Here is a 24,326-nt window from a genome sequence, read left to right as displayed (position 1 = left end):
ATCGAGCAATCTTGTGCCAGCTATAGTCAACCTGGAGCATACTTAAATGCAGTGTGCCTTCGCATGCACGACTATTGCCCTGAAACTTTTTTCTCTCAGGCAAAACGTGGAAAACAAAGTTTGGAAATGACATATAAGCTATGCAAAAGGAGTTTGCCAAGCGTTGTTAAAGATTTTGTCCGAGCAAGTTTAGACGGCAGTGTAACGGTACATATTACTAACGTTTAGATCACAGAGTCCCGCAATATTGTAGGGGGCGATCGCTTGAGCCACATCATCAAAAAAACGATGCGTGGTTTGAAGGTCTGTTTGGCGCAGTGCAATCTCCAGATTATGTCGAATCTGGCATACGATTCTACGATATTCACCATCATCTGCACACAGGAATGCTCTACCTGGTGAGTATCCAGTTATTAAACGGCGATGCTCATAGGTTGTTGCTGCAGCAAAATACAACATGGTAAACGGCACGAACAAATCGAAGTTACGCAAACTGAGATAGCTGCCCTGGACCAACTTGTCGATTAGCTCGAACTCCGATTTTATCATCATCTCGTAAACCCGTAATTCCGTTGAGAATGACTCACGTCCCCAATAATTTTCAAGAAGATGTACTAAGTTTTCGACACCGCACAATGTATGCGCTATACCCGCGCTGAAAAAGGGATCGATGAAACCTGCCGTATGCGGCAACAGCGCCCAGTTGTCTCCCACTATCTGCGACCATTGTCGCTGGAGTCTGCCCGTCCGAGTGAGTCCTCGTTCTGGAGCAACAATTTGAGCAGATGCAAACTGCCTGCTCAGCGAGGGATAGCGATTCAATATCGCCTCCCATTCTTTGTCAGCCGAAATTACTGAATTCAGCGGGTGACGGTCTGCATCCAAAGTAATACCTACACTTGTTACACCATTGTCAAACCTCAGTTGCCACATCCAGCCTTCTTCCAGGACATGATGCAGAGCTGCAGCATCGCAGCAGAACGGATGTATGTTCGTGTCGGATTGTTGTGAAGTCAGAATGTCCTGCCACGGAGTGACATCGGTAAAGTGTGCAAATAGACTTCGAGAACTTGTTCGCAACTGGTGGAGACAACTGCTCAAATCAAGTGCCCGAGGTAGAAACGCAGCCTCTCCAGTAGCATCAATCAGGAACTCAGCTCGAATTGCGAGAGAAGCTGTTTCGCTCGTTGCCCTGAGTTGCCAAGTCGGCCAGTGTTGCTGGTGAGTCAATTTCATTTGATCAAAGTAAGGAATCCCAGCTGCTTTTACCTGATTCACAAGAAACGTGTCGACATCGGATCGCATCCAATGGGTATCGGAATGTTCGTCGTCTCGACTTGCAGCAACCAGTAGTTCATTACTGTGGTCGGGTAATGAGTGAAAAGGTTGTTCTGGTCGATGTTTAAAGTACGAGAAGCCCCGCTTGAGACCGCAATTCAGTTCGGGGTAAGTTTGCTTCCAAGTTCCATAGTGAGACAACGGAAGTAGACTTGGCAGATCGTACCGTTGAGCAAGATCACCGAGAATCAAATCAGCGATCGGTGTCGATGACTCTCCAATGGCAAAACGGGGATGGCTTCCACTTTCAAGTAAGACCACACGAAGGCCAATACGATTGAGAAGAAGAGCGGTTAAGCTGCCGCCAAAACCCGCACCAATCACGGCAACATCCACCGAGAGATTATCCGTCATAATCGAACCTTTTGACAAGAACACGCAATCGGAGGTAAGTTCTTCTGCACGAGATTCATACGATGCAAGCGTTCGCGGCGTTGCTCAAAACAGCGATCACAGTTCGCAAAACGCTCAAGATCCCACAAATCGACAATGACTCGTCCACGCGCATTTGCTACTGCCAACCCCTCTTCCATGACCCGCTCCAGCGAGCTTAAACATGGGGGAACAAAATGCATTTTCGCCTCCAATTGTTCCATCATACCATTACCAGATCGCGTCGGAATGACAGCGCAGCAACCGACACCATTTGCAAAAGCGTATTCAATTGATTTTAACGCCCATTCGACACCTTCCTCTTCCAGCAGAAAAGGTGGCTTGAGTAAAATAAAGCTGCGAACGGCAATTCCGTGATTGAGCAAATATTCGACCGCCCGTGTGTAATCATTCAAATTCATTTGCTTGTTAAGCGCGGGCAATACACGCGGATGTATGGTCTCCAGCCCCATCGCTATCTCCAGCGAGGTCTCTTCAAGCATACTTTGAAAATGTAAACATTTATCCGTACATAGTCGTGGATGGTTTTCGACGATTACGTTTTCAAACCTCCTCACGCGCTGAGTAATATCGGAATAATCCGCAGGAGGAATGGCTTTGGAATCAAAGAAATTCCCGCTGTTATAGAGTTTGATATGTTGTGCAGGAGGCAGTCGATCGAGTGCATAATCGATTTGTTGAGGGATAGCGCCTGAAGGAACTGATTGGTCGGTCGTGTTCATCCAGAGATCACACATCAAACAACGAAATGGACATTCGCGATTGGTAAGAAATAGGGTCGACACATCGACCACCTGGCCATTCGCTGCTGCCTCTGATTCGTGTGTGAAGGCATAAGGACGCTTTGGATCGACAGCATGCTTAGGGGGCCGCAACCTGAGAATTTCTTCATCATTCAGGTGCGCATACTGATTATTCATACTGCCCTGCGAATGCTTGCCGATAGGTTGTTTCTTCAGCGGGGAATAATTCCTTGAACAGTTGATCTTCCATCGCACCTTGCTGAAACCGCCGTTTTTCGAAGATGGGCATCGTCAGGCCCGTAATCGCCTTCACACCCCGTCTTATAATCTCGCCCTTAAGTTCGTAAAGTCGATCTTGCTGCCAATCCGTCAATTCGACAAAAGGAATTCCTTCTGCAACTTCAATCACATTGGGCAAAGCATATGGACTAAAGCCGTGAAATCCGAAATGTCTAGCTGGTGCATGCGTGCGAACATGCCCACGGCTTTGTCCTCCAGAGTAAACCAACGAGTGCTTGACCGCCTGCACACCCCAGCCCTCTTGATACAAAAGGGGATTGTTCAGAACACTTCGAATCGTGAGTTCCGAGTTTTCTTCAATGGGATAATCCTTAAGATTCTCATCTCCTCCATCCCCATCAATCAGATATTTCCAATCAGGATAGCGATTTCGAATACCACGACACAGAGCCAGAGTCATTGTCGCAGCCTGAACGTCGAGTGGCTTGTAATCCTCAATAATCTTAACCGCTTCACGATAATCCAAATCATCGCGATGGACAGGAATCTGTTCCCAAAACAGTGTTAAATCCAGTTCACTAAGAAACTGTTCGGCTTGTGCGGTATCCGATCCCCCCTCATCAACAGTCAATGTAAATGCCTTGAGCCGTGCAGGAGACTCGCCACGTTTGAGCAAAACATGATAGAGCACCAAGAGTACCGCTCCACTGTCAATCCCACCTGAGAAGAGGACCCCTAGCGGTTCTTCTTTGGAAATCGTATTGAGCCAATGGTCGATTTCACCCGCCAGTTTACCCATATATTTTCGACTAATTTCGTCGAGATCGGTACTCCATCGATTCCGCTGCGGAGTGAAATAGCGGATCGCCTCGGGGTTGGGATCAGGACACCCCACTAGCGCGAGTTCAACAATATGGTGAGCCGGGACCATGCGGGTGTAAGACGGATGAAACTGCCCTGCCAAACCTTCGTTGCATAGAAAGTTGTAAATCTCGTCAATCCGTTCAGCCACAATCAGGCAAGGCCCCTCTGTTCTCTTGGCAAGAAAATATCGCATTGGACGCCCAAGAGAACGTGCCATGCGGATCTGCTGCCCCTGTTTGTGAATTAGAGCAAAATGACCATCAATTGCCCGAACCTGTTGGGGATCTCCTGAACCAACCCGCTCTGCAGCTTGGTCAACAGACATATTGAAAATGAGATTTCCCGCAGGATTGAGCAAGTTGACCAATCGTTCAACTGGCACGGCTGAATGCATGAGCGCCTCGGTAGAAATGAGAGTTGATTATAATTTTAGATTATGGCAGATTCCTGAATGCGATACAATGTGCCTGTCAGGCGAGGTCTTAGACCAATTTCTCTGTCTGATATTTCTTGACAGGTTAATCAGTAAAAGTCCAGGATTGCTTTGGGACAAGCTCTGCTCTACTCAACGATTCTGAGATGACCAAATCCCTGATCATTCATCGTCAAGTCTAAATAATCCGCTGAGACAGATGAGACGTCTCCACCAGGCCACATAATTTCAATTTCCTCAATGACTTCTTCCTCAGGAATTACAAACAGTAATTCATTCGGGCTCGACGACAGGTAACCCATTCCGGCTGTCGTCCACTCCACAAGCTCTGAAGACTTCATTTTTATACAGACTCGAGCACCAATCGCATCACGATTCACCTTACGTCCTACAAGCGATACTAATAATCTATTTTGTGGCTGCTGAACTTCTCCGAAAAGGAGCACAGCTGGCTCAAGAATATTTGCGAAAACTAAATCGAGTTGGCCATCTCGGTTAATATCTCCTGTAGCCAATCCCCGCCCGCGATGAGTCTGGCCGAAATAAGAAGACGGTACCGCATTCATCCTGTTCAGTCTTCCGTCATTATTAATGAGAAGAAGAGGTTCCTGTTTTAATTCGCCGTTCGTCGGATATCGAACCGCATGTCCGTTAGAAATAACGACATCGTGGTCTCCGTCCAAATCGAAATCGCCTGCGACGCAACCAAAGCCAACAAAAAGTTTACCAAGTCGATTGAGTCCTGCTTGTCGACTCTCGTAGCTGAAGTTTGATCCCCCTAAATTCATATACAAAGCGGAGAGTTCTTCCTCGTAATTCGTGACGAATATATCTGCTCGGTGATCGCGATCTAAATCTATGACCGCCAATCCCATACTGCCATTTGAATTGGCCATATCGTCAATCGCCAAACCCGAAATTAAAGCTTTTTCCGTGAATGTCGCATTGCCATTATTGGAATAAAAGAAATTGGGAACCGTATCATTAGCTACGTAAATGTCGAGATCTCCATCTTCATCCCAATCAGCAAGCAAAACCCCCAAGCCCTTTCCTTCTGGTGAAAGGCCCAGAGCTTCACGATTCGCTGTAAATGTTCCATCTCCCGAATTGAGATAAATGACGTCGTCTAATCCGGAGAAATCTGGGGGTGCACAGACATCACGATGGCCATCTTGATTGAAACAAATCGGATTATTTTCAATACTCCAGTTCACATAATGTGTGATATAGATATCGAGAAACCCATCGTTGTTGAAGTCTCCCCATGCAGCCGAAGCGGACCAGGAGGAATCATGCAGTCCGACTTGATCAGTCACGTCGGAAAAACTGCCGTCACCATTATTGGATAAGAGCTGCAACCCTCCATATCCAGTGATTAATACATCGGTAAAGCCATCGTTGTTGTAGTCTCCGTTAGCGATTCCATGCGTGTAATGTCGGACAACTTCTGTTCCTGCCGCATAAGAGACATCCGTAAATTGCTCAGGAGCCGACTGACGCAAAATTCGAGTTGGCAAGCCCTCCAAAGTGCTCTCTGAAAATGTCCCCCCTCCAGGGAAGATCAAGTCTAACCAGCCATCCCGATCGTAGTCAAAAACCCCGACACCACCACCTAGCGATTCAACAATTGAAAACTGCTCTGCCTCTTCGCCGTTGTTGTAGATGATTTTCAGTTGTTCTAACGCTTCCGAGCATCGGAAGGTAACGGTTTCCTCAGCTAAAGTATCCGACTCAAATTGCGAATCAGTGGATGATGACGGCTGATCATTAGAGTCCGATCCACCACAACCCAGTACGAGAACAATTGGACACAGAACCAGTGAGAGCATCGAGTAGTGAATGAGTTGGAGATATGGCATCGGTTCCCGTATTCTCGTTCTTTAGGCAAATTATTTGCTATGTTTATTATCATAGTGATCCAGCATTTGTCGGGCTTCGACATGATCTGGATCATACAGTAAAACACTTTTTAGCCAGATAATTCCCTGAGATTCGGAAATGTGTTCCATCATTACACGCGCAACCGCCATCCTCGCCTCGACATCATTAGGATTTATTGAAAGGCGGCGGATCGATTCATCACACTCTTTAAGAGCGCTTTGTGTGTCACGATATTTTTCGACCTCGGCTTTAGCCTGCTCGGAAAGACCTAATTTTCTAAGAATTTGCGAATACTGATAACGCGAACGCCAATCCTGAGGATTGGCTGTCAGGGCTTCTTCGTAGGCTTGCCTGGCTCTATTGTTGTCGTTATTGAATTGGGCGAGACGACCTTTCACCGCGTAATAGCGAGATAATGCAACAGAAGATGGGTCGCCTAAGTATCGATACATTTCCAAGTCGTCAGCAGGTTCAGTCGTCGTCACTTCGCTAAGATAGCGTGCTGCTCTTTCAGGTTGTTCCAGTTCAATTGCACATTGTGCCATTGAAACCAGTGCGGGATTGGGATTCCAGCTAGAGTCACGAGCTTGCTCATACATCATGAGTGCTTTTTCGTACTTCTGGTTTCTAAAATAGATTCTACCAAGATTGTAAGCAGCAGGGGCGTGTTGTTGAGAGCGTTGCAACGCTGCCTCGAAAGAGGCGATTGCTCCGTCAAGCTCGACTTGATGTTCCAGGAGTCGTCCGGCCAGAAAATGTGGCTGCGGATCATCTGGAAGATCCGCTTTCCACAATCCCAGGACTTTCTCGGCTTCATCAATTCGATAAACCATGAGGCAACCACGGACGTACGCATCGCAAATGTCGGAAAGGTCTTTGCCTTTCATTAACAGATCGGCCAACTGGTTTTTTAAGGGACCAATTGTTCCGGTCTGAGCTGAAGCCAGTATCTGTTCATGAACGATTCGTTCTTTATCAGCTCCAGCTTCAGCCGCTTTGCTCAGACACGAATTCATTTCCTCAAAACGACTCAGACGACGATTCCAGCGTGCATCTAACAAGTGCAAGGAGATGGAATCTGGTGACCAATGAAGACCAGATTGTATCCAATCCTGTGCGGCTTCCAAGTCTTGAGAGTAAAGTGCACTCTCTGCCCTGTTGACACAATAAACAGGATAAAAATTCCAGAATGTTCCGAGTAGAACCACAATGCCCGCCAGCAGGATGATCCACCGTACGTAGCGGTTGCGAATTTCATCGATGATTTTCACTGGTCACAGATCTCCATGACACCGATATCACGAGTTGAGTCTCGTTTGATTAAAGCTTGGCCGCCATTGATGAGGCGAGCGATTTGATCTTACTCTTGTCTGTGGCGGACTCAAGTTGATTGTAGAGCGACAACAATTCGTCGGCTACCGCTCCGTCAGTCGATTTCAAAGATTCAATACTTTCCTTCAGTCCTACCACAGCACTACCAGCTGTTCCAGTATCAGCAATCTCCTGTAATCTTGCCTTAAGCTCGGCTTTGGTATCGGCAGCATTCAAATCCCCAACCGATTTTCCAGCCAGATCCGGGGCAGGTCCACTTTCACCACACCCGATTGAAAATGAAGAACAAACAATTAATGCGAAAAGGAAGGTTGAATACTTTTTCATCTAAGCAAAGATCCTCAAATTAACTTTTCCAGAATTGCAAAAGACGTCCTGTGACAGTACACAGAACGTCTTATAAGAATTATTCTGACGTAAATATGACTAGAACTCGCCAATTACATTTCCATCAGAGATATGTCCCAATCGCTGCCAGGTATTAAAATCGATATTCTCTCCTACAAAACGGACTGCGCCGTCACCCAGTAAGACCTGGACACCACCCTTATGACGACTTCGAGCCGTCCAGACACCCTTACTATCATACCAGCCACAACCAGTGCAAGGATGACAATCCGGATTCTGTGAGTTCGGTGTATTCAAAGTATTGAATACCGTTTGGCCACCAATACCATTCATCCATTCTCTGCGTGTATGGCTATGCAAGCTTCCAGTATTCGCGCTACACGTTGTCCCGTAACTGTCCAGTTGGGCACGTGTCGCAAAGACATCTGGAAAGCCACCAGGGAATGCCTGTGCCCGAACCAAATCCTGTTGAGGACTGTAGACGCTTGCATTGTCTCCGTGCAACGCTTCAGACATGGCAATGACATTTGAAGTCCCATCATTCAGATCACGGAATCGAATTGTTCGATTCCGATTGAACATTCCAACCTGGTCGCCGATTGCAATTCCCCAAAAAGTCGTCGGTCCGGCACTGACAACATAATTCACACCCGCTTCTCCCCCAGGGTACGCATTGTCCGAAGGACACTGATAACCAGCAATTTTAGTATTTTTGAGCGTACTATTTGGTGCCTGATCGTACCTGAGATTAAAATCCATTCCATCGTAGATGGCTGACTGTTCCATGAACGGCAGCAGCATCGCATGAGTACTGAAACCTCTCCATGCATTAGTACCATTGCCTGAGTCATGCCATGATCCGAAGTTACCCTCAGGAAAACAGTTGTGGACATCATGATAATTGTGAAGTGCCAGCCCAAGCTGTTTAAGGTTGTTCTTACATGAGGAACGACGAGCCGCTTCACGGGCCTGTTGAACAGCAGGAAGCAATAATGCCACAAGTATGGCAATAATTGCGATAACTACCAAAAGTTCGATCAACGTAAATGCATGGCGCAGTTTTAGCATGGGTTCACCCCTCAAAAAGAATTAACGAATGTTAAAAGGAATTAAAAGAATTAGGTAAGAGTTTACCCAAGTTTAACACGTATCGTAAAAATTAGCATCTACAAATCATTATATGAAGTAAATTTAAAGAGTTTACCAACAAATATTTGGAAATTTTTGATATTCATCTTAAAAAACGGTAGACAAATGATTCAATTCAAGCCAATTGTCGTCTATCGAATCTGGCCATCTTCAGGAATTCGATTTTCCTGCTTCATGCGATACAGCCGATTGACTTCAACATATTCAACACATTTGTTGTCTAAATTTCCAAATTTTTGTCAGTCGATCATGGCTCACGTTAAATTGCCCAAACTGAGCAAGCATTTCGGCTGAAGTAGAAATCCACTAAATGGCGACACCTGATTGATTATTGCCCCGAAAATGCAGAAAGATCAGCCAGAACAGTACCGATTAAATTTGTTATCAAGAATGGGAGTAGCTTCTGACTGAAAGCCAGCTGGCTATTGGCTCATCGCAGTATGATGATTTACTGTTTCTACTTCAGGGTGTTTTGAAAAAAATTGTCTGCTGTATCAACCATTTCATCAAACCAGACTTGTTTACCAAGAAACGGATGCGGTGCATTTTTGATGACCGAGAGCCCGGAAGGAATGCTGAACTCCTCCATTCGACCTCGGAAATTCTCCGCGTGCGTACTGGGATCGTCTGTTTCACCTGTAATAAACCAGCAGGGTGGGTCATTCTTGTCGAGATGATTTAGCGGAGAAGCGAGGCGGTAAGTCTCTGGCTTCTCGTCCAGAGAGCCTTCGAGAAACTGCCTCCAGATTTGGCCGCGATCTTCTATTGCAGAGATTTCACGCGTGCGTTGCGACTGCAGTTCAGTTTGTGCCCCCATTGGTACGGCTGCCTGAATTGTACTGCTGAATTCTGGATTGCCACCTTGACCTTCAAGTTCTGCAACACCGCCTGAAGTCGCCAACAAGGCGGTCAGGTGACCTCCAGCGGAAAGTCCGAGGGCACCAATGTTCTCGGGATCGATCCCATATTCCCTGGCGTGGGCTCTTAAAAATCTTACTGCGGCTTTACAATCGTGGATTGCTGCCGGAAAGGGAGCTTCACCACTCAACCGGTAAGAAATCGTCACGGCGACATACCCTCGTGCAGCCAGCGCTCGGGCAACGTTTCCATGATTGGCTCGATTGCCATTCGCCCAGCCCCCGCCATGTATGCATACGATTGCAGGCAATTGGCCCCAAATTGATTTCGGCCGATAGATATCCATTTCCAGCGTGCGATTTCCATAGCGCGCGTAAGTCACATCTAACTTTTGATCTAAACTGTCCAGTAACGCATGAGACAACTCGGTTCGCCCATCGACTCGGGGTTGGGGAGCAGCTTCGCCGGCTGGACGGGCATCGAGTCGCATCTCCTCCTGGAACAGAATTGCCATGCCACGCAACTTGCGAATGATCTCTCCATTGCGAACCAACTCGGATTCTCCTGGATCATTTGCCAGATCATACAACTCTAGACTTGGATTCAAATAAAGTTTCCAGTTGCGCCAACGTACTGCGGCTAGCGCGCCCTGACTACCGTGATAGAAAAATGCGTTGTGATATTCGTTCCGTTGGAACAAGGATTTCCATTCACCTGATGGATTCCAACGCCGTCGAAGTGGGACCAATGCGTTGAGTGATGCCTTCTGGCCTGGTGGTGGCACGACGCGGCTTTCCCCCTTCAAAAGCGGGCTGATGTCACGCCCATCAATGACTCGGTTTTCTGGAACTTTGATTCCCGCGAATGTGGCGAGAGTCGGGTACCAGTCCATTGCATTCACGACTTCCGAAGAGTTTTGACCAGCGATCAATCCAAGCCCCGGCCCCCAGGCAATTGCAGGGACACGAATACCACCTTCATAAGTCGAGAGCTTGTGCCCACGAATCTTCTGATCCGGGGTACGTCCCGGTCCACGTCCGTTATCGGATGCATAGATCACAATGGTATTGTCGTCAATATTCAGACGTTTCAAAGAATCGAAAATGCGTCCGACATTGTGATCCATTTCCTGAATTGCATCCCCGTATTCCCCCCACTTGGAACTTCCCTGAAATTCTTCACTTACGCCAAGTGGATTATGCAGCATGGTATGTGGCAGATAGAGAAAAAATGGGCCGTCTATATTTTCTTCAATGAATTGAATCGCCTCATCAGTATAGAGTTTTGTCAGTTCTGCTGGATCAGCAGGTCGTATGACGATCTCCCCATTTCGCATCAGGGGGACGCCTCCCTGGTCTTCAAAATAGACAACTTCAACAGGATCAAGATTGTGCAGTAATCCAAAATAGTGATCGAATCCCTGATTTCGTGGCAGGAACTGCTCGTGAAATCCAAGGTGCCATTTGCCAATACAGGCCGTAGCGTAACCGTTGTCTTTAAATAACTCGGCCAGTGTCAGCTCATCGGTATGGATTCCTGATGTTGAATCAGCACGATGCACCCAGATCTCGTTTCCGATACGCCGGGGATAACATCCAGTCAACAGACCCGCTCTTGATGGGCTGCAAATTGGAGCAGCCGCATAATAGTCTGTAAATCGTATCCCCTCCTGTGCCATCGCATCGATCCGTGGCGTCGCAACCTCAGTGGCTCCGTAGCAGCCCAGGTCATAATATCCCTGATCATCAACCAAGATGAATACGATGTTGGGTTTCCTAGCCTGTAGCGAGGCAGGGATTAGCAGCAATATTAGGGCTGTCAGATAGGACATAACGAAGTTATTCACGGTATTCTGTTCTCTCATTTGATCATACATCGCTTCGTTCAGTATTTCTACATTCATTTAGACTTCCCACTTCCCAAAGAATAGTGGATAAGTCGATTATTAACCATCGCTGGCCGTCTTCATGGAAATCTTCGGGTTCAGCGAAGTGGACCTAAGGGGCGGTAGACGCGAGGGGTTTGCCGGTGCTGTCAGCAATCGCAATCAACCTGCTGATCATTGGCCTTACATTCAGAATATCGATGATCGGCATGAAAGACGGTGAGGTTTGAACTGATCGTCGGAAGTGGTACGATAGGCAACATCAGTCAACTTCAAGTGATCAGCGAGATTGGTCTCGTTTTGAAATTCGCTCCGTTATATTTGAGTGGCTCAGAAATGTTAGACCATTTTCAAATGGTTTCTGCAGTCGCTTGGATACGAATTGGTCTAAAAACGCTATGCCTGCTCCTGCCGAACGCTGCAGGTAATTATTGAATATGCACAAGAAAACAATTTCCCATGAAGTGGTTCCCGTTGACTGATAAAATATGAATCGATGCGTTTTACAGAAAGGCGTTTTGATGACTCGTTCATTACTTTATCTGATTGTTATCCTTTGGGGGATCGCGATTCCGTTGGAGAAAACCGAGGCAGAGGCTGTAAAGTTTCGGGCAGGAGCATCTGCAGTGGATGTTTCTCCTCAGCAGTTTCCCGTCAGTTTGCGAAGTGGAAAAGCGATGGATGCGAGCGCAGTTCATGATCCACTTCATGCCCGCGCAATCGTACTGGATGATGGCGAGACGACTCTCGCGATTGCCGTTCTCGATGCCCTGGGGGCTCCTCCAGAAATGCTTAACGAAGCGAAGCAGATTGCTGCAGAGAAAACGGGAATTCCGATCGAGCGGATGCTGATCTCGTCGACTCATTCTCATTCGACGCCGCCTTCTAATCGAACGGAAGGTTCGCCGGGCGATGTGGCGTATCGTGTATTGCTGGTTAATGGTCTCGCTCAGGCGATCATTGAAGCATATGAAAAACTGGAGCCTGCATCTGTGGGCGTGGCGTCACATGACCTTCCTGACGAGGTCTTCAATCGACGCTGGTTTTTGAAGCCAGGCAAGATGCCCGTGAATCCCTTTGGGAAGATGGACATCGTCAAGATGAACCCCGGTACAAGCCCGGACGTTCTCGATCGACCGGCTGGCCCGACCGATCCGGAGTTGATGATCCTGTCACTCCAAGACGAAAAGCGAAAACCAATTGGACTGCTGGCGAACTACGCATTGCATTATGTGGGTGGCATCAAGGAGAAGCATGCATCGTCTGATTACTTTGGTGAGTTTTCACGCTTGATGCCGAGTCGCTTGCGAGCTGATCCCGAGTTTGTGGCGATGATGTCCAATGGAGCTTCAGGAGACATCAACAATATTCCTTTTCTCGTGAATCGCCCTCCTCGTGAGCCGTTCGAACAGATCCGAATTGTTGCTGCTAAAGCAGCCGATGCGGCCTATTTTGCGTACAGGAAAATCGATACATACGACCGCAACGTGACACTGGACATGTTAGAGAGGGAAATCGACCTTAAGTATCGGCGACCGAGCGAAGAGGATGTGGCTGCCGCACAAAAAGTGCTCGCATTGACGGATCCAGTTGAGATTTCCAAATTGCCCAATAAAGCACAAGGCTATGCCCGTCAGACAATTCGCGCAAATGAGCGTGAAGAAGAATTTTTAACGGTCACCATACAGGCAATTCGAGTTGGCGAGTTTGCGATTGTTGGCATTCCTTTTGAAACACTCGTTGAGATCGGCCTGGAAATCAAAGACCGCAGTCCGTTTACGAAAACAATGGTGATTGGTCTGGCCAATGGTCGGCATGGTTACCTGCCTCCTCCAGAACAACATCGACTCGGTGGGTATGAAACCTGGCTCGGTACAAACATTGTCCAAGAAGACGCCTCAGTGATACTGACTGAGAATCTCCTGGAGATGCTGAATGAATTGAAGAGTTCAATCAAATATGGCAATTGATCGAAAATCGACGCTATCCAACAAACGTATCCAATCGTAGCGTGTAATTCCCCCTGATCGATTGAATCGCGATCCGCAGTACCCGAAACCTGTTCTATGGTCGTTTCCACGAATATGTAGCGACTGTTTGATTGGAAATATAGGTCTTAAACCATTTTGAAAAACGTATTTCCAGTAACATCTTGAATAAGACCTCCGGTGGGGGCGTTCCGCTTCAACAAAAACCTCCGGGAGTTCTACAAGGCGGGGGCTTCTCTTCAAGATCGCCCTGCCACCCGGGTTTGATTATTTTCCGGTTTTCATTTGGAACGCGGTAGAGTGGATTTTTCAATCCGTATCACTTGATGGAAAGATTCACTCGTTTCGTTCTGCCAGCAAGGCCTAACTTTTGGTGCGGTAGAGAAACGCATCCGAAGTGAGGAGAGAAATAAGCAATGCATTCATACTGCCACCGCTGTCTTTGTAGGCACGATGCGCTTCTTGTAGAATCGGCCCGTCGTTGAGGGTTTCGTTGCGCCCCATCCAGAAACGAAAAGCATGCCGTATGAAAACCTGTTCGGCCCGCTTACTTTCAGCAAGTCTTTGGATCATCTCGATGGCATTGGCGACTGATCCATCGATTGTCGGGTCGCCGGAATCTATGATTTCGCCAGTTGTGTCGACAGGCTTTTCGAGTTCCGTCTCTCGATACAGGCCCGCATGATTAAACATTTCAAATGGCAATCCCAGCGGATCCATTTTCTGGTGACATGTCCAGCAATAGGTTTCTGTCGTGACACGCATGCGTTCACGAAGCGTATTGTGTGGTTCATTTGGAAGCATGGCATCGACTGTGATTGGGACATCGGGAATGCCGCCGCCCAGCAATCGCTCTCGAATCCACCGGCCACGCAGGATTGCGTGATTGTCCATGGCATCAGAGTGAGAAACGAGCCAACTGGGATGAGTCAGAATTCCCAAACGTTGACCTTCGGGCGCTGTAGCCAGGATACGTTCTGGTTTCATAGACCCGTTGCCAAAACTTCGACGACTGACACGGGCATAGATATCCGGTCCTGACAAGTCAGCCTCAGTGATGTTGTGATTGACAGTCTCCTGCTTTTTCTTTTTGGGTTTCGGGGGTTCCTTTCCCGGGTTTGCCTTCAGCCAGGCTTCAAGTTTGGCCGCCTCAATCAATGCCAACTCTTCTGCAGCTTTCTTTGCGGCTGCAACAGCTGCGGCCGTTTCTGCTTTCGAGCGTCTCCTACCGAAATAGACATTATCCGCCTTGGTTGCGACAACTTTGTCCGTGGTCAGCAACTGCTTCAAGACATCTTTGTCTTCTTGCAGGATCAGTTCGATCAGGCGATCCGTACTCGCCGTTGCATCGAACATGGCATTGTAATGAGATTGCCCTCGATTACTAACGCCTGTTTCAGATAACGCTTTGGAGTCCTTGCAGATGTAACCGCCCAAGTCATAGTCAAAGTAATCACGAAAGAAGCGCAGAACACGTGGCTTGCGAATGCTATCGTCAGCGAGCATCCGTACGACTTCACGTTTCACATCATCTCTGGTCCGCATACGCCCCTCGGCGATTGCTTCCCGCAACTGTTCGTCTGGCTTGATGTATCGCAGTGCGTGATTGACTGCCAGTCCCAGTTCCCAGTCCTGAAGCATAATACGTCCATAGGCATCTGGTTTACCGGTCTCGACGAGTTCCGGTCGAAAGAGCGCATCGCGATCGAGAAAGATGGACGATAAACCGAGGGTCGCGCCCTCTTCCTTGCCGAGTTTTTCTATGGACTGCTTAACAATTACCAGGTAATCTTCGGATTCCTGATTAGTTGGAGGACGGAAGGTCAACGCTTCAAAAAGCTCATCAATCGCAGCCCGCAAAAGGTCATCGTTTACTCCCTCTGCCTGCATGAGGTCATAGACCGGCGTCAACGGACGTACGATCTTCGTGCTGTAAACAAGACTTGTCGGCAAACCGCGAATATCGCCTTTCATCTTGTCCGCAATGGAATTGGGATCATCTGTGATTTGATACGGCTGAGCGATACTCAAAGGACCATAAGCCATGTAGCGAATGATGTCGTCAGCAACATCCAGAATTTGCGTCGCTTCCGCACTATTAACGGTGTAGAAGTCGGGATAGTTTTCTAATCCGTGTGCACGAGCCGATGAGAGAACGGCAGGCAGACTTTTGACCGCAGTCGCATAGGCCACGGTTCCACCTTGCCATTTAATGATGCGATCCGTACCAAAGTAAAGCTTGAGTTCGCCACCATGGTTTGTGGGAACGACATCCCCGTGAGTGCGCAGACCAGGCATTGCTGGATCGTACTCCGGCTCCTTATTAATCAATTCATTAAGACGCGTAATGTGCTCCTGGGGAGTCAATCGCCAGATGCGTGCCGGAGATGATGTTGGTGCGAGTTTAATGCCTTCAGGGAGTGGGCCAAAGAGCAGGTCATGGTCGACGTAGTTGCCTTTATTTGGATCAAGATGATCGTGAAACCCACCTTTGTCACTCATCACGCGAGTGAGTTCACCGACAATCCAGTCCGAGAACTGGAGCCGGTCGATCACTTTCGGTTGGTCCATGTCCTTAGGAGGCATCTCCTTTAAGGTAACCTGTGCCCACACACTTCTCCAAATGGCGGCATTGACTTCATCCACTGGCCCCAGGTCATGAAGCGAGAGATTGCCTTCGGGTTCTGTCTCTCCATGACAGTCCACGCAGTGATTAACAAGAAATGAATGAGCAAAACTGTCAAAGTCTTTAGAAACTTTTTGTCCTGGCGTGTAAGTCTCACCTCTTGTCACAGAAAGTAAGCTACACAGTAACGTGATCCCAAAAATGAATCCGACCTTGATCATACCAGCAGTTCCTTGATAGGTCCTACGCCGGTATCGAACTTCCTGGCCAGCTTTTCATCCATATTGAAGTAATCACACGAAACGCCCGCCGCCTGCAGAATTGTTGCATACAGCGAGTTGATGGGGCGTTTGCCGTCCAGTTGTGTAAAGCAACCCGTTTTGAATGTACCGTCAAAATTGCCCAACAACATGACCGGCCAGTTGGCTCCGCTGGTGTGCTGCTTATCGGCATTGTTACTTGTGTAGACGATCAGCGTGTGGTCCATCATCGTGCCATTGCCTTCAGGGACACTTTCCAGTGCTTTCATAATCCTCACCAGCATACGGCTATTGTACTGACGAATCTTAATCCAGATCGGGTTTCCAGGTTGTTCCATATGTCCCAAATTGTGTCCCTGTTGTTCGATACCCAGTCCCTTCCACGCACCAAAGATCTCACCACGGCCCGAACCTATGGTCAGTGTATTGGTGATACCCGAAGTGAGCGATGAGATTCCAATATCCAGCAGAACATCATGCCAATCTGTTTCAAACTCGGGATTTGTGTAGCGCGAGTCCACCGGAGGTGCGAATTTACGTAAGTGATCAGCAACCGTGCCGAGGCGATCGCGCAGGCCATTGACTTCCTTGAATCCCTCGACAAATTGTCCATAACGCTGTTGGTCTGCAGTCGGAAGAAAACGTCCCTTTGAAGCAGCTAACTCCTCAATCTGATTCAACACGTTTGATCGTGCTTCGTGCTGGAGGCGAATGTCACCAGTCGAAATCCCCCCGTACAGCATTTGATAAAGATGATTCGGATTCGAATGCATGAAGATCGGCTGACCTGCGCCGCTGGCGGAAAGAGTCGCAATCGTCGGCTTGGTCGTCATATTCTCAATGGAGTCCATACCGATGCACAAATGAGGCAGAAGCGTCTGCGGCAGAACCTTACTCAGCTCAAAATCAATCGTCGATCCGCTGGGGGGAACACCATCGCTACCGCGATAACCACCCAAAGCCCCAAAGAAGGCGCTATGTGACGGGCTGGTATGCAGACCATGCAAGCCATTGATGATATGCAGCCGTTCCTTGTAAGGTTCCAGTGCACTGATTGGCTCAGGAAGTTTAGCTTTCGCCAGCGAACTGCTGCGTTTCATACCTTCTGGAATGCAGGTCTCTGGATCAAAGCCCTGATTCTGCATAAAGAAGACGATACGCTTCGGTGTGGTGTTACTGGTGGAAGACGCCAGAAGACGTTCGGGAAAAAGCGGGAGGCCGAATGCAGCACCAGCACCGACTGCCATCCCTTGAATCATTTTTCTTCGATTAAGCATGATCGATCTTTCAAAAAGATTTGCAGTGATATCAACGTGATCTGTATCTCAGTTGGAAATTGTTAATCCATTCAGTAGACCTGTCAGACACTAAGATCCCCTGTGACTGATCAGTTGGCAGTGGCAGGCAGCTTTGAGGGAGAATGCGGCTTGGTTGGATAATAATTATAACTAAAATAAATGCTTGAAACAATACATTTATTTTAACTTATTCGAGAGATGCTGAAACCTGCATACTGACAATTTCATGTAGTAAAAACCAAATATTACGATTACTCAACAATACTGCATTCCAGCTTAGATTTCGTAATCCCAAAGGAATTCGTAATTTCTCGCGAAAGTTGGAATAAATTGTCGGAGTTTCTGTCATCGTATCAAGGATTATTTTCGATGGGGCGAATTCGAAATGTCTCGACGAGAATGGCATAGAGAGCCGGGATAATATAGAGCGTCAGCATGGTGGCAGCCAATAAACCGTAAATCATCAACCAGGCCATGCCTTCCCAGAGCGGTCCGCCGGAGAGCGCCAATGGGAAGAGTCCACCGATTGTGGTAGCTGTTGTCAGGAAGATGGGAAGCATGCGTTGCTTACCAGCAGAGATCAGGCAATTTCGAAATTCATCGACATTCAATCCTGCAATGGGTCCGTTTGCACTTCCGGCAGACGAGAGTTCGTCACGCTTCTGCGCGATCAGAATATCGGCGAATTCAATGAAGATAATTCCCGTGTTGAGAACAATTCCGAATAAAGACAGCAGTCCCAGTTGAGACATAAAACCGAGCGGGTTCTGTGTGACCCATAAGCCGAACCAGGCACCGATCACTGCCAGAGGCAATGTCATCAGAATGACAATCATTTTCGACCATCCATTGTATTGAATCACCAGAATCAGAATGATGCACAAAATGGAGATCCCGAATGAAGTCATCATCTGTGCTGACGCATCCTGACTTTCCTCCAACGCACCGCCAATCTCAATTCTGTAGCCGACAGGAAGAGATTCGATCAACGCTTTCATACGGTCAGAATTCCAAACACTTAAAACGACATCATTACCCTGAACGCCATCTTCAACTTCAGCAGTCACCTCGATCGTGCGGTTTTGATCGCGTCGATCAATTTTTGCAGGTTGCCAGACCGGAGTGATGGTGGCGACGGAATTGAGTGGAATTTTGCCATTGGTTCCTTCAACGAATGCGGTATCTATTCCTGACAAATCCTGGCGATCTTCGGGGCGAAGTCGAAAGTAAACAGGGACGAGATGATCCTCTTCGCGAAAAGTCGTCAGTTCCAATCCTGTGAAATAGGAATTGAGCGTATCAGCGACCGCCGCATTCGTGATACCGGAAAGATTCGCCTTTTCTTCATCGATATTGACATTGAGTTGAAATCCATCGATCCCCCAGGAATCAGCGATGTCCCAAGTCCCACTTTCCTGGTGAATCATCAGCTTCACTTCATCTGCGATTTTTCGCAGTTCGTTGATATCAGCAAATCCGTCACCAGAGACTCTCAACTCAACGGGAGCGGCATCTGGTCCCATCTGCAGTCGTTTTGCAGTGATGCGTGCACCTGCAATGGGAAGAATGTCGCGTTCTTTGTTTCCGAAATCGACTGCTTGACGCAAGTCGCGTATCATTCCATCGGTCAGAGATCCATTCGTTGTCCGCACGAGTATTTGTGCCGTATTGGAACCGGCTGGTTGAGGAGCGACAGAAAGTGCCCATCGTGCGCCTCCCTGACCGATGATACTTCGCATTACTCTTAGACGCTCAACGTCATTGCCATTCTTATCCGTAATTAGACTGAGTTTCTTAATCGCAGACTCCACTTGTGCGACAACCGCATTGGTTTGCTCAATGGTAGCCGTTTCGGGAAGTTTGATATTGACGTAAAACTGATCCCGACGATCAAGCGGAAAAAATTCTGAACTGACAGGCAGTTGAAGTGTTGCAAACAATAAACCCATGGCTGCAATGGCACTGATCCACTTGTACTTAATGGCGACCCATGCGGTTGCACCGTAAACCTGCATGAAAATGTTGTCGTCTTTCTGCTTTGTCTGATTAGGCGACGTGGTTTTCCCGGAAGAACCTTTTCGTCGTAAGTTTTCAAACAATTCATTCAACCACGGGAGAGGAGCGGAAGGACGATCTGGATTCTTAGGAGCACGAATGATCGAGGCTGCAAGAACAACGCAGATCGTCATTGCATAAACCCAGCTGAGTAACAATGTTGTAGAGAGGGTCACAGGCAAACTATAAACATATTCTGCACTTCCACCCTCCAGGGCAAACAACATCGGTAAGAAAGCCGCAACGGTTGTCAGCGTTCCTGTCAGCATGGGAAACATGAGAGTATTGGTTCCACAGACAGCTGCGTCCGTCGGTGTCATCCCCTCTAATATATTGGTACGTGTCTGATCGCAAACCTGGACAGCATTATCGACCAACAGACCTAGTGCGATGATGATTGACGCCAGCGAGATTTGCTCCAGTTCGACCCCGAACAAACTGACGATGGCGATTGAGCCGAGAACGACAAAGGGAATATTTGCAGCCATGACCAGTGAAGTTCTCACGCCCAGAAACAGATAGACAACGACCACAACAATTAGAATGGCAGAGATGACGTTATTAATCACATCATCAATTTTTGCGGTTACGTTGTCCGACTGTTGAGAGACCGGGCGGATCTCGATATCGCGAGGGAGGGCCTGTTCGACATTGACGAGTTGATCGATCCGTGCCATTGCGCTTTCACAAACGTCAACAATATTGGAGCCCGATTTCATCGTCATCCCCAGCATCACAGCTGGAAATGTACCTCGGTCTTCCGTAAAGCGACTAATGACAGCGGGAGGGTCTTCGTAATCGCGTTTCACAGTCAATCCAAGATCATTCAGAGAGACTCGATTACTGGAATCTCCGCTTTGAACCGTCCCGACAGTCAGCATTTCGATTTCGCTCATTGCATCGAATTCGCCCCCCGGCTTGACATTGAATTTGCCATCTTTCGTGTCAATCGTTCCACCAGGAGCAACAATATTCCGGGCTTTGAGTAAATCCTTGAGAGTCGAGCTCGTCAAATTCAGTTGCGACCACGCTCCTAAATCGGCTTCGATAAATATTGCCTCGTCCTGAACTCCATATTTATCTACTTTTGCAACTCCAGGAAGGAGGCGGATTGCGTCCTTGACTTTGTCTGCATAAATCTCAAGTTGGCGGGGGCTGTAGCGATTTTGATCCTCAACTTGATCCTGCCCTTCCAGCGGCACTTGATAGATCCCCAGCAGGAGAATCGTTGTGTCACCAAATTCATCATTGACGATCGGATGAATTCCTGGGTCCGGCATCGGGACGAGATCAACTTTCGCTCGAACTTTATCCCAAACCTGCTGAATGTCTCCTGGCGGAACATTATCTTCTAAATTGACATAAATGATCGACTGACCATTCGTCGTTTCCGAGTTCAGATAATCGATTTCTTCGATGCTATCGAGTTCTTCTTCCAGCTTGTCGGTGACAAGTTCCTCGACTTTGATCGTCGGAGAGCCTGGCCATTGAGTCGATACAACACAGGTGCGAATTGTGAATTCGGGGTCTTCACGCCGTGGCATTGTGGCAAATGTAATCACTCCCCAGACCGTGACCAGACCCACGAAAGTTAACACAATCGGACGATAACGAATCGACAGCGTTGAGAGATTCATTGTATCTCCTCCGAGTCACTCACAGGAGCGACTGGTTCGCCATCGATCATGTAATGAGCCCCCTTGACAATATATCTGCGACCTTCCAGAGCAACATCGTCAACGGGTTCAATCCGAAGTAAACTGGTTGTCGTCTTCTTGCCAGAACTCTCCGCGATCCGAATTGGGATTCGCTTTGCGATTAATTGTTGGCCTTCTTCTTCCACAATAAAGAGATAGGAGTTGTTGTCTGTCCTGACAATTGCATCCATGGGCACATACAAGCCTTCAATAGTTTCAGCTCCCGACAAATTGACTTTTGCCAGATCTCCCGGCCGGAGGATCCATTTGCCTCCGGAATCCAGCAGGACCTGATCTCCGTTCCAGGTTTCCGGAGTGCCCTGTTTGACTTCAATTTCACCGATAATAAAATTCTTTTTGGGGGCGAACTCTTCGTCATTGACAATGACATGCTGAAACACCCAATTCCCCAGGAATGGTACTTTTAGAGATTGAGGAGTAATACGAACCTTGCGGACATCGAGAAGCCCATTAAGTGGTGGTCGTTCTCCAACGGTAACGTTCGTAACCTGCCACAGATAATATCCTTCATCGTCCTGAAGAATAGCACCTTCTTCAGCAAATAGCGTGTTTTCATTCGCTCCCGGCAAAAACTTAAAATCCAGACGCCAGATATGGGATGTGGTCGCCAGATCCTGTTCATTTTCCAAACCATTCACTTTCTCATTCATAACCAGCAAAGTCACGGTATAAGTTCTGGTAAGTGGATCTGCCACGGGATCAATTCTGTATAAATATCCTTCCCGCTGCTGAACAGTTCCATCCGGCATGTTGACCATGACGGGTAAGATTTCAATCCTTTCCAGACGCCGCGACTCCTCGGCAGAGACCTCAAATTCAACTTTTATCGGATCCATCATCTGGACGGTAATGGCAGGCTGCCCAGCGGAAACAACACTTCCGGGAACGACAGAAACGTCTGCGATCTGTCCCTTGAAAGAAGAAAACAGTTTGCAGTCTTCGAGGTTTCGTTCTGCATCACGCAGATTTTGTTTGGATTGCAAGATCGCATTCTTAAGCGATTCAATTTCTGCCTTCTGCGACTTTTTATTGGATTCGAGCACAAGCAATTCTGCCTGGGCGTTTTTGAGATTCGCCTCGACCTCGTCCACTTCACCTTGGGAGACCGCATTTTGCGCAAGCAGTTGCAGGTTTCGATCGTATTCCGTTCGTATTTTTGAAAGGGTGGCTTTCGCTGCCGCAATTTGGGCGGGAAGACTTTCCTTGAGCGTTATTTCAGCCACCGCCAGATTCTGCTCGGCTTTCACAACATCCGATTTCTCCAGAGCGACCGCGAGTTGATAACGTTCGCTTTCGATTTGCCCAATTGGCGTTCCCTCAATAAGGAGTTTTCCACTTTCATCAATAACACGACCTTCAACTTCTGTGTTTGGTTCCAGAACATACTGCACACGTCCACCGACTTCAAAACCAATCTCTTCGGTTTTCCAAGAGGCCACTGATGCAGAAATTGACGACGAACTCGGTGGAGGCTGCTTTGTTAGTAATTGAACTACAACAGGTCGAGGCCGCTTCTCTTTAGTCTCCTGCTTCTTGCGATCGCAGCCAATGGCAAATGAGAAGAATACGATTGCCACAAAAGTTGCGTATCGATGAAATCGGAATATGGCAGGCATTTAGTCGACTTTACAATGTGCTATTGGGATTTTGACAGAAGCTCAGAGCAGTTGGCTACTCGTAGACGTCACACATTATGACGAGAATTCATGCAATAAGAAATTCATTCAACAAGAAAGTATAAAAATACCAGATGCTAGATTGCAATGGGCCTCCCCAGGAATGGTGCGAGCGGGGTTATGGTTATGTCCACTTTCGCCATCGAGATACAGATTCCAGTTGTAGATCTGCAAGATCGTCTTACTTAATGCGGACTAGCGACTTTCCAAGATTGTCTCCGTCGAACAATCCGATAAATGCGTCGGCAGCGTTCTCCAGTCCATCGGTGACAGTTTCTTCCCAATGAATTTTGTCGTCACGAATCAGAGTAGTCATTTCACGCAGAAAGTCGTCACGGTCGTGCATGTGATCTCGCACAATGAAACCTTGCATACGAATTCTCTTACCGATGATCTTGAACAGGTTTCGCGGGGCAGCAGAAGGTTCCGTCGCGTTGTAAGTTGAAATCATTCCGCAACAAACAACACAGCTGAAGTCGTTCAGATGATCCAGAGCTGCCTCCAGATGATCTCCACCAACATTATCAAAATAGACATCTATTCCGTCGGGAGCAGCCTTTCCGAGCGCATCACTGAGATTATTTGTTTCCTTGTAGTTGATCACAGCATCGACCTTTGCGACATCTTGCAACCATTCTATCTTCTCGGGCTTACCAGCACTTCCGATCACCTGGCAGTTGTTCGCTTTGGCAATCTGACAGACGATTGAACCAACCGCTCCCGAAGCGGCTGATACAAATATCGTGCAGCCGGGTTGAAGCTCAGCCACGCGTTTAAGACCAACCCAGGCGGTCATGCCGGTCATCCCCAGCACACCAAGAAACGCCTGTAAAGGCGCAAGATTCGCATCAATCTTTGCGACGCCTTCTCCATTTGACTTCCAGTATTCCCGCCAGCCAAGATTCCCGAGCACATAGTCGCCCTCTTTGAACTCACTGTTCTGTGACTCGACGACCTTGCCGATACAGCCACCTTCCAGTGACTTTCCGATCTGGAATGGTTCAACGTAGCTTTCACCATCTTTCATGCGTCCACGCATGTATGGATCTACGGACATCCATTTATTCTTGACAAGGAATTCGCCTTCTACGATTGGCGAGAGTTCGCTCGTTATTAATTTAAAGTCCGAAGGCGACGGCTTACCGTCTGGACGAGAATGAAGATGAACTTCACGGTTGCTTGTTGTTGTAGATGTACTCATGTCAGACTCCATTTGGTAGATGCTCCGTCGACTCAACGAA

At 47.8% G+C, this 24,326-nt stretch carries 14 protein-coding genes; 1 reads left to right on the top strand and 13 read right to left on the bottom strand.

Annotation, left to right across the window (positions count from 1 at the left end; genetic code table 11):
* Positions 1–189: 189 nt before the first annotated feature.
* The 8 genes from Pan54_RS06020 to Pan54_RS05985 form a co-directional block, all read right to left on the bottom strand.
* Entirely contained in the window at positions 190–1,692 is a 1,503-nt protein-coding gene (locus Pan54_RS06020) for an NAD(P)/FAD-dependent oxidoreductase (protein WP_146502648.1), read from the bottom strand.
* Positions 1,689–2,453: a radical SAM protein gene (locus tag Pan54_RS06015; RefSeq protein ID WP_207310055.1), complete on the bottom strand. Its 765-nt coding sequence runs from the start codon at positions 2,451–2,453 to the stop codon at positions 1,689–1,691. The genes Pan54_RS06020 and Pan54_RS06015 overlap by 4 nt, the downstream gene beginning before the upstream one ends.
* 190 nt (positions 2,454–2,643) lie before the next feature.
* Positions 2,644–3,972, bottom strand: coding sequence for an asparagine synthase-related protein (locus Pan54_RS06010; protein ID WP_146502646.1), 1,329 nt, complete (start codon positions 3,970–3,972; stop codon positions 2,644–2,646).
* A 167-nt stretch (positions 3,973–4,139) separates the two neighbouring features.
* Positions 4,140–5,870 (bottom strand): FG-GAP repeat domain-containing protein, encoded by a 1,731-nt coding sequence (locus Pan54_RS06005; protein WP_146502645.1) that lies wholly within the window; start codon positions 5,868–5,870, stop codon positions 4,140–4,142.
* 30 nt (positions 5,871–5,900) lie between these two features.
* Entirely contained in the window at positions 5,901–7,163 is a 1,263-nt protein-coding gene (locus tag Pan54_RS06000; RefSeq protein WP_146502644.1) for a tetratricopeptide repeat protein, read from the bottom strand.
* Between the two features lie 49 nt (positions 7,164–7,212).
* Positions 7,213–7,551: a hypothetical protein gene (locus tag Pan54_RS05995; RefSeq protein WP_146502643.1), complete on the bottom strand. Its 339-nt coding sequence runs from the start codon at positions 7,549–7,551 to the stop codon at positions 7,213–7,215.
* Positions 7,552–7,650: 99 nt separating this feature from the next.
* Positions 7,651–8,640 (bottom strand): DUF1559 domain-containing protein, encoded by a 990-nt coding sequence (locus Pan54_RS05990; RefSeq protein WP_146502642.1) that lies wholly within the window; start codon positions 8,638–8,640, stop codon positions 7,651–7,653.
* Positions 8,641–9,178: 538 nt separating this feature from the next.
* Positions 9,179–11,482: an alpha/beta fold hydrolase gene (locus Pan54_RS05985; protein WP_242631233.1), complete on the bottom strand. Its 2,304-nt coding sequence runs from the start codon at positions 11,480–11,482 to the stop codon at positions 9,179–9,181.
* 503 nt (positions 11,483–11,985) lie between these two features.
* Here Pan54_RS05985 and Pan54_RS05980 point away from each other — a divergent pair.
* Complete coding sequence (locus tag Pan54_RS05980) at positions 11,986–13,434, top strand: neutral/alkaline non-lysosomal ceramidase N-terminal domain-containing protein (RefSeq protein ID WP_146502641.1); 1,449 nt, start codon at positions 11,986–11,988, stop codon at positions 13,432–13,434.
* A gap of 381 nt (positions 13,435–13,815) precedes the next feature.
* Here the strand turns inward: Pan54_RS05980 and Pan54_RS05975 are convergent, their stop codons facing one another.
* From Pan54_RS05975 to Pan54_RS05955, 5 genes are all read right to left on the bottom strand, one after another.
* On the bottom strand, positions 13,816–16,299 hold the full coding sequence (locus Pan54_RS05975) for a DUF1588 domain-containing protein (RefSeq protein ID WP_146502640.1): 2,484 nt from the start codon (positions 16,297–16,299) through the stop codon (positions 13,816–13,818).
* On the bottom strand, positions 16,296–17,615 hold the full coding sequence (locus Pan54_RS05970; protein WP_146502639.1) for a DUF1552 domain-containing protein: 1,320 nt from the start codon (positions 17,613–17,615) through the stop codon (positions 16,296–16,298). The genes Pan54_RS05975 and Pan54_RS05970 overlap by 4 nt, the downstream gene beginning before the upstream one ends.
* A gap of 374 nt (positions 17,616–17,989) precedes the next feature.
* Complete coding sequence (locus Pan54_RS05965) at positions 17,990–21,328, bottom strand: efflux RND transporter permease subunit (protein ID WP_146502638.1); 3,339 nt, start codon at positions 21,326–21,328, stop codon at positions 17,990–17,992.
* Positions 21,325–23,025 carry an efflux RND transporter periplasmic adaptor subunit gene (locus Pan54_RS05960; protein WP_146502637.1) on the bottom strand — a complete coding sequence of 567 codons (1,701 nt, stop codon included), beginning with the start codon at positions 23,023–23,025 and terminating at the stop codon, positions 21,325–21,327. Before Pan54_RS05960 ends, Pan54_RS05965 begins: the two co-directional genes overlap by 4 nt.
* 241 nt (positions 23,026–23,266) lie before the next feature.
* A complete protein-coding gene (locus tag Pan54_RS05955) occupies positions 23,267–24,286 on the bottom strand; it encodes an NADP-dependent oxidoreductase (RefSeq protein WP_146502636.1) in 1,020 nt (339 codons plus the stop codon).
* Between the last annotated feature and the right edge of the window lie 40 nt (positions 24,287–24,326).

Origin of the sequence: Rubinisphaera italica (assembly GCF_007859715.1) — a bacterium.
GTDB classification, from domain to species: Bacteria; Planctomycetota; Planctomycetia; order Planctomycetales; family Planctomycetaceae; genus Rubinisphaera; species Rubinisphaera italica.
The sequence above is the reverse complement of the archived record's forward strand: the minus strand, read 5'-3'. Positions and strand labels throughout refer to the sequence as shown.

What these genes read in the sequence shown, in the direction of transcription:
- Pan54_RS06015 (WP_207310055.1), bottom strand. Translation starts at nt 2,453, where the DNA reads ATGAACACGACCGACCAATCAGTTCCTTCAGGCGCTATCCCTCAACAA.
- Pan54_RS05995 (WP_146502643.1), bottom strand. Translation starts at nt 7,551, where the DNA reads ATGAAAAAGTATTCAACCTTCCTTTTCGCATTAATTGTTTGTTCTTCA.
- Pan54_RS06010 (WP_146502646.1), bottom strand. Translation starts at nt 3,972, where the DNA reads ATGCATTCAGCCGTGCCAGTTGAACGATTGGTCAACTTGCTCAATCCT.
- Pan54_RS05965 (WP_146502638.1), bottom strand. Translation starts at nt 21,328, where the DNA reads ATGAATCTCTCAACGCTGTCGATTCGTTATCGTCCGATTGTGTTAACT.
- Pan54_RS05990 (WP_146502642.1), bottom strand. Translation starts at nt 8,640, where the DNA reads ATGCTAAAACTGCGCCATGCATTTACGTTGATCGAACTTTTGGTAGTT.
- Pan54_RS06020 (WP_146502648.1), bottom strand. Translation starts at nt 1,692, where the DNA reads ATGACGGATAATCTCTCGGTGGATGTTGCCGTGATTGGTGCGGGTTTT.
- Pan54_RS05970 (WP_146502639.1), bottom strand. Translation starts at nt 17,615, where the DNA reads ATGCTTAATCGAAGAAAAATGATTCAAGGGATGGCAGTCGGTGCTGGT.
- Pan54_RS05955 (WP_146502636.1), bottom strand. Translation starts at nt 24,286, where the DNA reads ATGAGTACATCTACAACAACAAGCAACCGTGAAGTTCATCTTCATTCT.
- Pan54_RS05975 (WP_146502640.1), bottom strand. Translation starts at nt 16,299, where the DNA reads ATGATCAAGGTCGGATTCATTTTTGGGATCACGTTACTGTGTAGCTTA.
- Pan54_RS05960 (WP_146502637.1), bottom strand. Translation starts at nt 23,025, where the DNA reads ATGCCTGCCATATTCCGATTTCATCGATACGCAACTTTTGTGGCAATC.
- Pan54_RS05985 (WP_242631233.1), bottom strand. Translation starts at nt 11,482, where the DNA reads ATGAATGTAGAAATACTGAACGAAGCGATGTATGATCAAATGAGAGAA.
- Pan54_RS05980 (WP_146502641.1), top strand. Translation starts at nt 11,986, where the DNA reads ATGACTCGTTCATTACTTTATCTGATTGTTATCCTTTGGGGGATCGCG.
- Pan54_RS06005 (WP_146502645.1), bottom strand. Translation starts at nt 5,870, where the DNA reads ATGCCATATCTCCAACTCATTCACTACTCGATGCTCTCACTGGTTCTG.